Raw genomic sequence first — 12,953 nt, forward strand, 5'->3', positions numbered from 1 at the left:
ATGAGGTTATTCGCCGAAGATTTCTTTTTGTAGGCGACGGCCAGTAGGGGTGGTAGCGAGTCCACCTTCAGCCGTTTCACGAAAGGCAGTTGGGAGGCTGGAACCGACTTGGTACATGGCATCGATGACTTCATCGACAGGGATCTTAGATTCGATACCTGCCAAGGCCATATCTGCCGCGATAAAGGCAAAGCTGGCTCCCATGGCATTTCGTTTGACACAGGGCACTTCAACCAAACCAGCAACAGGGTCACAGATGAGGCCCAGCATATTTTTAATGACAAAGGCGATGGCTTGGCTAGCCTGATAGGGTGTCCCACCTGCGGCCAAGGTCAAGGCTGCGGCACTCATGGCAGAGGCAGATCCGACTTCTGCTTGACAGCCACCTTCAGCACCTGAGATAGAAGCGTTGTTTGCGATAACCAATCCAAAGGCACCCGCGGCAAAGAGGAAATCGAGCTGTTCTTCGTGGCTAAGGTCTAGTTTTTGGATAGCAGCAGTGAGAACGGCTGGCAAACAACCAGCACTTCCTGCGGTTGGAGTGGCGCAGACCAAACCCATCTTCGCGTTGTGTTCATTGACAGCGATGGCATTTCGGGCTGCTGATAGGATGGTAAAGTCAGACAAGGCCTTGCCACTTTTGAGATGGCGGTCTAGTTTGGCCGCATCTCCACCTGTTAGGCCACTGCGGGATTTGTTTTCACTAAGGCCAAGCTCGACAGAGGCTTTCATGACTTCTAGATTGCGTTCCATGAGGAGGAGAACTTCATCTCGGCATCGGCCTGTCAGTTCATATTCTGTTGCAATCATGAGTTCGGCGACATTTCCTTGGAAGTCTAGATCCGCCTGCTCGACCAATTCTTTGATAGAATAAAACATATTTCCTCCTACTTAAAGAAATTGACATTGTGGAGATGAGGGATTTTTCGGATTTCTTCAATCGCCTCTTCGCAACTTCGACTATCGACTTCGATAATCATGATGGCTTTTTCTCCAGCTTTTTCCCGAGTCACATTCATCTGAGCGATATTGATATCAAAACGAGAGAGGGCTTCTGTAACATGGGCAATCATCCCTGGAATATCCTGATGCACGATGATAATGGTTGGTGTGTTCATGTTGAGAGAGACAGCAAAGCCGTTAAGTTCCGTAACTTGGATATTTCCCCCACCGATTGAAATACCTGTCACACTGATGGACTTGTGTTCATTCTTCACAGTAATTTTAGTGGTGTTAGGGTGAGGAGCGTTGCTGTCTTTCTGAATGGTCCAGACAATCTTGATACCACGTTTATGGGCAATCTCTAAGCTATTTGGAATATCGGGATCATCCGTATCCATACCTAATATACCAGCGACGAGAGCAAGGTCAGTGCCATGACCACGGTAGGTTTTGGCAAATGAATTAAATAATTGGAATTCCACCTCCGTCGGTCTATCACCAAAGATAGAAGACACGATTTTTCCGATACGAACCGCACCGGCTGTATGGCTACTTGATGGGCCAATCATGACAGGGCCGATAATATCAAAGACAGATTGAAAACGAAGTGAGTGCATCTGTTTCCCCTTACAAAGATTCTTGTTTCTATTATATCAAAGAATGAAGTTCTGTGCTTATTTCCCTTATAAAACTGAAAAAATGGATAAAAATAGTATAAAATCTTGTCTTTTATGACAAAAATATCAATGTTTCAGTAAATATAAAATATTTTTGTAATATTTCTACACGAAACCGTCAAGAAACGGTAATATTCAAACGGTATGATAGAAGCATAGTAAAAAGGAGAATTTTTAGAAATGACATTAACAACTAAACAAATTAAATTAACTCTTGCAGGAGCAGCAACTTTCCTTGCTTTCCTTGCACCATCACTTGTTTTTGCAGATGAAACAGTCACTTATACAGTGAAACCAGGTGACACTCTTTCAGAAATCGCTGAGAAGTACAATACTACTGTTGAAAAATTAGCAGAAAAAAATAAGATAGAGGATATTCATCTGATCTTTGTGGACCAAGTTTTGGTCATCGAAGGGACAGCTCCAGCTGCGACAACTTATGAAGCACCAGCTGCAACAGGAGAAACAATCGAAGAGACTACGACTTACGAAGAAATAACTGAAACAACAACTTACGAAGCACCAGCTGCTACAAACAGCACTTCTTATGAAGAAGAAAGTTACACAGCTTCAACTGTAAGTGGTTCTGAAGCAGAAGCCAAAGAGTGGATCGCTCAAAAAGAATCAGGTGGTAGCTACACAGCTACAAACGGACGTTACATCGGACGTTACCAATTGACAGATTCATACTTGAACGGTGACTACTCAGCTGAAAACCAAGAACGTGTAGCAGATGCCTACGTTGCAGGACGTTACGGTTCATGGACTGCTGCTAAGAACTTCTGGCTTAACAACGGCTGGTATTAAGAAAAAAGAGTCCTTTAGGACTCTTTTTTGTTTTGCTAGAATAAAAAGTGTAACGATCTTTTCAGCAATGCTCTATTTGTATAATTCCAACGAAAATCTTCAAATTGTTTTAAAATTCAAATAGTATAAATAAGCTTATTATATGTAAAAATATATCATATAATAAGAATTTTCTTGAATGAAATGAAATAAAATACAGTTTTTTCTTGACAAATGTTTTTGAGAAGTGTATTATTTATACAATTTAAAAGTATAAAAATAAGAGGAGGTTTTCTATGAATAAAGTAAAGAAGGTGCTGATGGCGATGTTTAGCTTGCTTATGTTTCCCTTATTGTTTGCTTGTAGTAACAGTCAGTCCCAAGGTGTTGAAGCCATTAAAGCTAAAGGAAAATTGGTGGTGGCTCTGAATCCAGAGTTTGCTCCATTTGAATACCAGAAATTGGTCGATGGAAAAAATCAGATTGTAGGTTCAGATGTTGAACTAGCTAAAGCCATCGCAAAGGAGCTAGGTGTGGAAGTGGAATTCTCTCCAATGAGTTTTGACAATGTACTGGCTAGTCTTGATTCAGGTAAGGCAGATCTTGCCATATCAGGTATTTCTAAAACGGAGGAGAGAAGTCAAGTTTACGATTTTTCAATTCCCTACTACACTTCGAAAAATAAGGTGATCGTAAGAAAATCTGAATTAACGAATTACCAATCTGTGAAGGATTTGGCTCAGAAAAAGGTTGGAGCGCAGAAAGGTTCTATCCAGGAGACTTTGGTCAAAGAAACTTTGCAGAATTCTTCTCTCGTTTCACTTCCTAAAAATGGAAATTTGATAACAGATTTGAAATCAGGGCAACTGGATGCTCTTATCTTTGAGGAGCCAGTGGCGAAAGGATATGTAGAGAATAATCCAGACCTAGCCATCGCTGAGTTTGATGTTGACAATGACAAAGAAGATTCCTACGCTGTTGCGATGAAAAAAGACAGTAAAGAATTAAAAGAGGCGGTTGACAAAACCATCCAGAAGTTGAAGGATTCTGGGGAGTTGGACAAACTGATTGACGATGCTTTTAAAGCCTCTATCGAAAAATAGAAAGAAGGATGAGAAATGAGTAAGGAAAAAGTCATTTTAGCCTATTCAGGTGGATTGGATACGTCAGTTGCTATTACATGGTTAAAAAAAGACTATGATGTGATCGCTGTTTGTATGGATGTGGGTGAGGGAAAAGATTTGGAGTTCATCCATGATAAAGCTCTCAAGGTTGGGACTGTAGAGTCTTATGTCATTGATGTTAAGGAAGAATTTGCTAATGACTATGTTTTAGTGGCCCTTCAGGCTCATGCCTACTATGAACAAAAGTATCCCTTGGTATCCGCCCTGAGTCGCCCTCTTATTTCAAAAAAACTCGTTGAAATAGCTCATCAGACGGGGGCAACCACAATTGCCCATGGTTGTACAGGTAAGGGAAACGACCAAGTACGGTTTGAAGTCTCTATTGCAGCTTTGGATCCCAATTTAAAGGTGGTTGCGCCTGTTCGTGAGTGGAAATGGTCTCGTGAAGAAGAGATCCAATATGCCAAAGAAAACGGCGTTCCAGTTCCAGCTGACCTTGACAATCCTTACTCTGTCGATCAAAATCTTTGGGGACGTGCAAATGAATGTGGTGTTTTGGAAAACCCTTGGAACCAAGCACCAGAAGAAGCATTTGGAATCACATCTTCTCCAGAAGAGGCACCAGACAGTCCAGAATTTATTGATATTGAGTTTAGCTGCGGGGTGCCAATCTCCCTCAATGGTGAGAAGATGAAAGTGGCTGATTTGATTCAAAAGCTAAATGAAATTGCAGGCAAACACGGTGTTGGTCGTATTGACCATGTGGAAAATCGCCTAGTCGGTATTAAGTCAAGAGAGATTTATGAGTGTCCAGGTGCTGTGACTTTATTGGCAGCTCATAAGGAGATTGAAGACTTGACTCTCGTGAGAGAAGTGGCTCATTTCAAACCTATTATCGAAAATGAGTTGTCCAATCTCATCTATAATGCCTTGTGGTTTAGCCCAGCAACTCAGGCTTTGATTGCCTATATCAAGGAGACACAGAAAGTTGTCAATGGAACTGCAAAAGTTAAACTCTATAAGGGAAACGCTCAGGTAGTGGCTCGGAAATCTCCAAATTCTCTTTACGATGAAAATTTGGCGACTTATACTAGTGCGGATACCTTTGACCAAGATGCTGCTGTTGGATTTATCAAGCTTTGGGGGCTTCCGACTAAGGTTTATTCAGAAGTTCAGAAAAATGTTGAGTAGTGACGCGATAGAAAGGGACGACAGGATATGTCGAAAAATACAAAATTATGGGGTGGTCGATTTGAAGGCACTGTGGAAGATTGGGTAGAACAGTTCGGTGCGAGTATTTCCTTTGACTACCAGCTGGCAAAATTTGATTTGATGGGTTCCCTAGCCCATGTTCAAATGCTAGGACAGACTGGCATTTTGAGCTTGGAAGAGACAGAGCAGATCCAAGATGGTCTGAAAGCTTTGTTGCGAGATTTAGAGGCAGGAGAGCTTCATTTTGATATTGCAAATGAAGATATTCATATGAATATGGAAGTGTTACTGACAGAGAAAATCGGTCCTCTGGCTGGAAAACTACATACGGCTCGTTCTCGGAATGACCAAGTCGCAACGGATATGCACTTATATCTAAAGGAGCAGCTTGGCCATGTCTTGGATAAGTTGGCGAATCTGAACAGTGTTTTGCTGGATTTGGCTGAAAAACATGTGGAAACCATCATGCCAGGCTATACCCATTTGCAACACGCCCAACCGATTAGCTTTGCCCACCATCTCATGGCTTATTACAATATGTTCCAAAGGGACAGCGAGCGATTCGCATTTAACTTGAAACATACGGACCTATCTCCACTGGGTGCGGCTGCCTTAGCGGGGACAACTTTTCCAATCAATCGTCAATTATCGAGTGATTTATTGGGCTTCCAACAACCCTATACCAATTCCTTGGATGCCGTGAGTGACCGTGATTTTATCTTGGAATTCCTGTCAAATGCTAGCATTTTGATGATGCATATGAGTCGTTTTTGTGAGGAAATCATCAATTGGTGTAGTTTTGAGTATCAGTACATTAGCTTGTCTGATAGCTTTTCAACAGGTTCATCTATCATGCCCCAGAAGAAAAATCCTGATATGGCCGAATTGATTCGAGGGAAGACAGGACGGGTTTACGGGCACTTGCTTGGACTATTGACCGTCATGAAATCTTTGCCTCTGGCTTACAATAAGGATTTGCAAGAGGACAAGGAAGGCATGTTTGATACAGTAGACACGATTTTGAATTCTCTGGATGTGTTGGCAGGTATGCTATCGAGCATGCAGGTTAATAAGGCCAAAATGCAGCAATCTACAGAGAATGATTTTTCGAATGCGACCGAACTGGCAGATTATTTGGCTGAAAAAGGCCTCCCTTTTAGAGAAGCGCATGAAATTGTAGGGAAATTGGTTCTAGACTCTATCAAGCATGGTAAAAACATCCAAGATTGGGATTTGGAGGAGTTGCAAGTCTACCATCCCTTGATTGAAGAGGATATTTATATCTACTTGCGCCCAGAAACCGCTGTTCAGAGACGGAATTCCTTAGGAGGAACCGGCTTTGAGCAAGTGAAATACCAGATAGAACAAGCGAAGAAAGAACTTAAGGGGGAAAATTGATTCGTTTGCAAAGTAAGAAAGAGAGGTTGAGATGATTTATCAGCCTCTTTCTTGTCTTCTCTAACCAAGCGTGTTATAATGAATACTGCTCAAGCGACCTTCAATCGTGAAGCACACACGACCTTCAATCGTGAATAAACGAATAGATGGGAGACTTACCATGAGTGATAACTCTAAAACACGTGTTGTTGTGGGGATGAGTGGTGGTGTTGATTCGTCGGTGACGGCTCTTTTGCTCAAGGAGCAGGGCTACGATGTAATCGGCATCTTCATGAAGAACTGGGATGACACAGATGAAAACGGCGTCTGTACGGCGACCGAAGATTACAAGGATGTGGCTGCGGTGGCAGACCAGATCGGCATTCCCTACTACTCTGTCAATTTTGAAAAAGAGTACTGGGACCGCGTTTTTGAGTATTTCCTAGCGGAATACCGTGCAGGGCGCACGCCAAATCCAGATGTTATGTGCAACAAGGAAATCAAGTTCAAGGCCTTTCTGGACTATGCTATGACCTTGGGGGCAGACTATGTGGCGACTGGGCACTATGCTCGTGTGGCGCGTGATGAGGATGGCATCGTTCACATGCTTCGTGGCGTGGACAATGGCAAGGATCAGACCTATTTCCTCAGTCAACTTTCGCAAGAACAACTCCAAAAAACCATGTTCCCACTGGGGCATTTGGAAAAGCCTGAAGTACGAAAACTAGCAGAAGAAGCAGGCCTTGCGACTGCTAAGAAGAAAGACTCGACAGGAATTTGCTTTATCGGCGAAAAGAACTTTAAAAACTTTCTCAGCAATTACCTACCAGCCCAGCCAGGTCGCATGATGACTGTGGATGGTCGCGATATGGGTGAACATGCAGGTCTGATGTATTATACAATCGGTCAGCGTGGCGGACTTGGTATCGGTGGCCAACACGGCGGTGATAATGCACCGTGGTTCGTTGTCGGAAAAGATTTGAGCCAAAATATCCTCTATGTCGGACAAGGATTCTACCATGATTCGCTCATGTCAACCAGTCTAGAGGCCAGTCAAGTCCACTTTACTCGTGAGATGCCAGAGGAATTTACTCTAGAATGCACAGCAAAATTCCGCTACCGTCAGCCTGATTCTAAGGTGACAGTACATGTCAAAAGAGATAAGGCAGAGGTCATCTTTGCGGAACCGCAACGCGCCATCACACCAGGACAGGTAGTTGTCTTTTACGATGGCGAAGAGTGTCTCGGTGGCGGTTTGATTGACAATGCCTACCGCGGCGGACAGATTTGTCAGTACATTTAGATTGACAAATTTTCTCAATTTGCTACAATAATAAAAGCAATAGAAATGATGGTCAAAGCTCATGGATGTTGCAGGCTTTTTTGTCCTGCACTTCTTTGGAGTTTTGACTGTTTTTGTGTCGTTTAAGGGAAAGGATAAAAATGACTCAACAAGACTTTCGGACCAAAGTGGGGAACACGGTCTTTGGTGTTCGGGCGACAGCCTTGATTGTTCAAAATAATCAGCTTTTGGTTACAAAAGAAGGCGATTACTTTTACACTATTGGTGGTGCGATCCAAGTCAATGAAAGCACGGAAGAAGCGATAGTCCGTGAAGTGAGGGAAGAACTAGGTGTCAAAGCTCAAGCTGGGCGACTAGCCTTTGTAGTTGAGAATCGTTTTGAACAAGACGGTGTTTCCTATCACAACATCGAATTTCATTATTTGGTAGACTTGCTGGAGGATGCCCCGTTGACCATGCAGGAAGACGAAAAACCGCAGCCTTGTGAGTGGATTGATTTGGATCAGCTCCAGAATATCCAGCTAGTTCCAGCCTTTTTAAAAACAGCCCTACCAAATTGGGACGACCAACTAAAACACATTCATCTTGAAGAATAGGAGAGAAAATGATGGTTAAGCTTATTGCCCATGTACTTGTTCATAGTGGTGGTGATTATTTACTCATTCAGCGTTCGGAAATTAAAAGAGGAGAACCCAACGTTTATCCGACTTACTGGGATATTCCTGGTGGCGGGGTTGAAAAGGGTGAACTTCCGCGAGATGGAGCTCTTAGAGAATGCATTGAAGAAGCGGGAGTTAGGCTAGATAGCAGTTCGCTCAAACTTCTTCACGAAGATAGTCAACTGGATACCTCTAAGGATACGGTCTTTACTCGCTTAGTTTATAAAGCAGAGTGGGTTGAGGAGAAGCCAATTATCAGATTAGATCCTGAAGAGCATACACACTTTAAATGGGTTACTATGGATCAAGCTCTAGAGGAGGAGAAGTTAGTTCCTTATTTGCGAGAAATTTTTGAAAGGTTAAGAAATGACTTATAATTTTACAGAAGAATACGATATTATTGTAATCGGTGCGGGGCACGCTGGGGTCGAGGCTTCCTTGGCTGCCAGCCGTATGGGTTGTAAGGTCTTGCTTGCGACCATCAACATTGAAATGCTGGCTTTCATGCCTTGTAACCCTTCTATCGGTGGTTCTGCCAAGGGGATTGTCGTGCGTGAAGTGGATGCACTTGGTGGGGAAATGGCCAAGAACATTGACAAAACTTACATCCAGATGAAGATGCTCAACACAGGGAAAGGGCCAGCTGTCCGTGCCCTTCGTGCGCAAGCTGACAAGGAGCTTTACTCTAAGGAGATGCGCAAGACAGTTGAAAATCAAGAGAATCTGACCCTTCGTCAAACCATGATTGATGAGATTTTGGTGGAAGATGGCAAGGTTGTCGGTGTTCGTACAGCGACCCATCAAGAGTATGCTGTCAAGGCTGTTATCGTGACGACAGGGACTGCACTCCGTGGGGAAATCATAATCGGAGACCTCAAGTATTCGTCAGGTCCTAACCACAGTCTGGCTTCGATTAACCTAGCTGATAATCTCAAGGAACTGGGCCTCGAAATCGGTCGTTTCAAGACAGGAACCCCTCCACGTGTCAAGGCTTCTTCTATCAATTACGACGTGACAGAGATTCAGCCAGGGGACGAAGCGCCAAATCACTTCTCATATACTTCACGTGATGAGGACTATGTCAAGGATCAAGTGCCATGCTGGTTGACCTATACCAATGGTACCAGTCATGAAATTATCCAAAATAACCTCCATCGTGCGCCTATGTTTACAGGTGTGGTTAAGGGTGTGGGACCTCGTTACTGTCCGTCGATTGAGGACAAGATTGTTCGCTTTGCGGACAAGGAACGTCACCAACTCTTCCTTGAGCCAGAAGGACGCAATACAGAGGAAGTCTATGTCCAGGGTCTTTCAACCAGTTTACCTGAGGATGTCCAACGTGACTTGGTTCATTCTATCAAAGGGTTGGAAAATGCAGAGATGATGCGAACAGGTTATGCCATTGAGTACGACATGGTCTTGCCACACCAGTTGCGTGCGACTTTGGAAACCAAGAAAATCTCAGGACTTTTCACAGCTGGTCAGACAAATGGAACGTCAGGTTACGAAGAAGCTGCTGGCCAAGGGATTATCGCGGGTATCAATGCGGCTCTAAAAATCCAAGGCAAGCCTGAGTTGATTTTGAAGCGCAGCGACGGCTATATTGGGGTCATGATTGATGACTTGGTGACCAAGGGAACCATTGAACCCTACCGTCTCTTGACCAGTCGAGCTGAATACCGCCTCATCCTCCGTCATGACAATGCCGATATGCGTTTGACAGAGATGGGACGCGAGATTGGGCTTGTGGATGATGAACGCTGGGCTCGTTTTGAAATCAAGAAAAATCAATTTGACAATGAGATGAAGCGTCTCGACAGCATCAAACTCAAGCCAGTCAAGGAAACTAATGCTAAGGTTGAGGAGATGGGCTTCAAGCCGTTGACAGATGCGGTTACAGCCAAGGAATTCCTTCGCCGTCCAGAAGTTTCTTACCAAGATGTGGTGGCCTTCATAGGGCCAGCTGCCGAGGACTTGGATGACAAGATTATCGAATTGATTGAAACAGAGATCAAGTACGAAGGCTATATTTCCAAAGCCATGGATCAGGTTGCCAAGATGAAACGCATGGAAGAAAAACGGATTCCAGCCAATATCGACTGGGATGATATTGACTCGATTGCGACAGAAGCCCGTCAGAAGTTCAAACTCATCAATCCAGAAACTATCGGCCAAGCAAGCCGTATTTCGGGAGTAAATCCAGCAGATATTTCTATTTTGATGGTGTATTTGGAAGGTAAAAATCGTAGTATTTCTAAAAATCAAGAAAAGAAAGCATAGAAAAAACAGCTCCGAAGACGGAGCTGTTTTGTTGATTTATTCTTCTTCGTCTGGTGTGAGGATCATCGGGATGATAATCGGTTCACGTTCTGTATTTTCATAGAGGAAAGGACGAATGGCGTTGACGATGGCACCATTGACAGACTGCACGCTAGCATCTTTGTTCTTCAGTGCGATACGAATTGCATTGAAGAGGATACGCTGGCTTTGGCGAATCAAGTCTCCAGACTCTCGCATGTAAACAAAACCTCGGCTGAGGATATCTGGACCAGACAAGATCATTTTAGATTTGAAGTCAACAGTTGCGACTGCTAGAACGACACCATCTTCAGATAGATCACGACGGTCTTTGAGGACAGCCGCACCGATTTCACCGATACGATTTCCATCAACATAGATGTCTTGAGCGTTGAAATGGCCTGCGATACGAGCAGAATTAGCAGTAAGGGCAAGGACATCACCATTGCTCATGATAAAGATATTGTCCTTTTCAACACCAGTATCCACTGCTAGTCCAGCGTGGACTTTCTGCATGCGGTATTCACCGTGGACAGGCATGAAGTATTTTGGCTTGATCAAGCGGAGCATGAGTTTTTGCTCTTGCTGACCACCGTGTCCAGAGGTGTGGATGTTGTTGATTTTACCGTGGATAACTTCGACACCAGCTTCAGAAATGATGTTAATCAGCTTGTTGACGCTAGTGGTGTTTCCAGGGATTGGGCTAGAAGAGAAGATAACGGTATCACCGGGTTGGAGTTGCACCTGACGGTGAGTTCCGTTAGCGATACGAGAGAGGGCTGCCATAGGCTCACCCTGACTACCTGTACAGAGGATAAGGACCTCGCCTGCAGGATAGTCTTTGATTTCATTTGGTTCGATAAAGGTTCCCTTAGGAGCTTTGATGTAGCCAAGTTCGATTCCGTTGACAATGGCTTTTTCCATGGAACGTCCAAAGACCGCAATCTTACGTCCAGTCTTAACAGCGGCATCCGTTGCCTGCTGGAGACGGAAGATGTTTGAGGCAAAGGATGCAAAGATGATACGTCCTTCAATACCTTGAATGATCTTCATGATAGACTGACCAACGACTTTTTCAGAGTTGGTAAAGGTTGGCACTTCTGCATTTGTCGAGTCAGAGAGGAGACAGAGCACACCTTCCTCCCCAAGGGCAGCCATACGGTGCAGGTCTGCAGGTTCTCCAACTGGAGTAAAGTCAAACTTAAAGTCACCCGTACAGACGATTTTTCCTTGAGGGGTATGAATGACAATCCCCAAAGGCTCTGGAATAGAGTGGGTGGTTCTAAAGAAAGTTGCCTTGAGATTTTTAAAGGTCAACTCAGTGTTGTGGTTGATTTCGTAAAGTTTGGCGTTGCGCAAGAGACCGTGTTCTTCGAGTTTTCCACGGATCAAAGCTAAGGCAAGTGGTCCAGCGTAGATAGGGACATTTGCTTGCTTGAGCAGGAAGGGAATCCCACCAATGTGATCCTCGTGTCCGTGTGTGATTAAGACAGCCTTGACGTGGTCGATATTGTCCACGATGTAAGAGTAATCAGGAATGACATAGTCGATACCCAGCAAGTCATCTTCTGGAAATTTAATCCCAGCATCGACAATGATAATCTCGTCTTGGTATTCAATTCCGTAAGTGTTTTTCCCGATTTCTCCCAGACCACCGATGGCAAAAACGCCGACTTCTTCAGGTTTAAGAGTGTAGGCCATATTAGAACTCCGTGATTTCGAAAGCGCCAGTTTCTTTTTCGTAATCTAGCAATTTGTCAGACAAGAGTTCGATGAATTCGATGTTGTACTCTGGGCGGTTTTCTTCGACAAGTTGGCGAGCAGCGATACGGCCCTCAAGTTCTGAGCTGGCATCGATGTCTAGGTAAAGTGAGCGTGTTGTTTCACGACGTGGGCTACGTTCTTTTGTTTCTTGATAAAAAACTTTGTAAATCATATAGTTCCTTTCTATTTTACAGGTCAGCTTATTCCAAACTTTTAGTAGAGATTTGCTTGATTTCATTCCATTTTGTGTCTAGATTGACCTTGATTCGTTACAATTATTTCAATTATACCACAAAATGAAAAATTAGTAAAAGACGGAAAATGAGAAAGTCGTGAGGGGAAGAAGGAGTAAAAAGACAGGTAGGATTTGGTCGGATAGCGATAAGGTGTTATAATGGAAGGAGAAGGGGAAAATTATAGATGGGAACGTTCCCTATAGCTTTTAAAACAAGGAGGATTAAGGATGTTTAGTTTGTTTGAATTTGCGATTGGGGTTCGCCTCTTGATGTTTGTAGTCTTTGTAGCTTGTGTTTATGGAGGAAATCTTATTTTTACATATCTAGAGCACCGAAAAACAAAATTCCTTTGGAAGCTGACCTTTGTAACACTCTACTCTATATTTCTGCTTCTTGTCACCTATGTTGTCTGGTTTGTTTTTCACTTCGGTTTAAATGCTTAAACTTAATTATTCATCTAATATAAGAAAATCCACCTCGTCTTGATAGATGGGGCGGATTTTTCTATTTTTAGATGAGCTCTTTATTGTTACGATGATGATTTCTCGCATCGAAAATCGAATTGAAACATAAAA

13 protein-coding genes are annotated in these 12,953 nt (G+C 43.5%); 9 read left to right on the forward strand and 4 right to left on the reverse strand.

Going from position 1 to position 12,953, the window contains the following annotated elements:
• Positions 1-6: 6 nt before the first annotated feature.
• On the reverse strand, positions 7-879 hold the full coding sequence (sdaAA, locus tag M1F97_RS04830; RefSeq protein WP_247944382.1) for an L-serine ammonia-lyase, iron-sulfur-dependent, subunit alpha: 873 nt from the start codon (positions 877-879) through the stop codon (positions 7-9).
• 8 nt (positions 880-887) lie between these two features.
• Entirely contained in the window at positions 888-1,559 is a 672-nt protein-coding gene (sdaAB, locus tag M1F97_RS04835; RefSeq protein WP_000555875.1) for an L-serine ammonia-lyase, iron-sulfur-dependent subunit beta, read from the reverse strand.
• 240 nt (positions 1,560-1,799) lie between these two features.
• On the opposite strand from sdaAB, the gene M1F97_RS04840 reads away from it, so the two are divergent.
• The 8 genes from M1F97_RS04840 to mnmG all read left to right on the forward strand — a co-directional run bounded on the left by M1F97_RS04840 (position 1,800) and on the right by mnmG (position 10,360).
• The gene (locus M1F97_RS04840) at positions 1,800-2,426 is read left to right on the forward strand and encodes a LysM peptidoglycan-binding domain-containing protein (protein WP_247944383.1); all 627 of its coding nucleotides are present in this window, start codon (positions 1,800-1,802) and stop codon (positions 2,424-2,426) included.
• A 275-nt stretch (positions 2,427-2,701) separates the two neighbouring features.
• Complete coding sequence (locus M1F97_RS04845) at positions 2,702-3,508, forward strand: ABC transporter substrate-binding protein (protein ID WP_247944384.1); 807 nt, start codon at positions 2,702-2,704, stop codon at positions 3,506-3,508.
• Between the two features lie 15 nt (positions 3,509-3,523).
• Positions 3,524-4,720: an argininosuccinate synthase gene (locus M1F97_RS04850; protein ID WP_247944385.1), complete on the forward strand. Its 1,197-nt coding sequence runs from the start codon at positions 3,524-3,526 to the stop codon at positions 4,718-4,720.
• A 27-nt stretch (positions 4,721-4,747) separates the two neighbouring features.
• Positions 4,748-6,139, forward strand: a complete 1,392-nt coding sequence (argH, locus tag M1F97_RS04855; RefSeq protein WP_247944386.1) for an argininosuccinate lyase — start codon at positions 4,748-4,750, stop codon at positions 6,137-6,139.
• 160 nt (positions 6,140-6,299) lie between these two features.
• On the forward strand, positions 6,300-7,421 hold the full coding sequence (gene mnmA / locus M1F97_RS04860; protein ID WP_247944387.1) for a tRNA 2-thiouridine(34) synthase MnmA: 1,122 nt from the start codon (positions 6,300-6,302) through the stop codon (positions 7,419-7,421).
• A 140-nt stretch (positions 7,422-7,561) separates the two neighbouring features.
• Positions 7,562-8,017: an NUDIX hydrolase gene (locus M1F97_RS04865; RefSeq protein ID WP_164979001.1), complete on the forward strand. Its 456-nt coding sequence runs from the start codon at positions 7,562-7,564 to the stop codon at positions 8,015-8,017.
• An 8-nt stretch (positions 8,018-8,025) separates the two neighbouring features.
• Positions 8,026-8,457 carry an NUDIX hydrolase gene (locus tag M1F97_RS04870; RefSeq protein WP_129326095.1) on the forward strand — a complete coding sequence of 144 codons (432 nt, stop codon included), beginning with the start codon at positions 8,026-8,028 and terminating at the stop codon, positions 8,455-8,457.
• Positions 8,447-10,360 (forward strand): tRNA uridine-5-carboxymethylaminomethyl(34) synthesis enzyme MnmG, encoded by a 1,914-nt coding sequence (mnmG, locus tag M1F97_RS04875; protein ID WP_247944388.1) that lies wholly within the window; start codon positions 8,447-8,449, stop codon positions 10,358-10,360. The genes M1F97_RS04870 and mnmG overlap by 11 nt, the downstream gene beginning before the upstream one ends.
• Positions 10,361-10,396: 36 nt before the next feature.
• Here mnmG and rnjA read toward each other — a convergent pair whose 3' ends face one another.
• Both rnjA and M1F97_RS04885 read right to left on the reverse strand, forming a co-directional pair.
• Positions 10,397-12,079 (reverse strand): ribonuclease J1, encoded by a 1,683-nt coding sequence (rnjA, locus tag M1F97_RS04880; protein WP_247944389.1) that lies wholly within the window; start codon positions 12,077-12,079, stop codon positions 10,397-10,399.
• Between the two features lies 1 nt (position 12,080).
• The gene (locus M1F97_RS04885; RefSeq protein WP_000639585.1) at positions 12,081-12,314 is read right to left on the reverse strand and encodes a DNA-dependent RNA polymerase subunit epsilon; all 234 of its coding nucleotides are present in this window, start codon (positions 12,312-12,314) and stop codon (positions 12,081-12,083) included.
• A 291-nt stretch (positions 12,315-12,605) separates the two neighbouring features.
• On the opposite strand from M1F97_RS04885, the gene M1F97_RS04890 reads away from it, so the two are divergent.
• Complete coding sequence (locus M1F97_RS04890; RefSeq protein ID WP_125394977.1) at positions 12,606-12,821, forward strand: hypothetical protein; 216 nt, start codon at positions 12,606-12,608, stop codon at positions 12,819-12,821.
• The last annotated feature ends 132 nt before the right edge of the window (positions 12,822-12,953 follow it).

The organism is Streptococcus oralis (assembly GCF_023110435.1).
Classification (GTDB): Bacteria; Bacillota; Bacilli; order Lactobacillales; family Streptococcaceae; genus Streptococcus; species Streptococcus oralis_CF.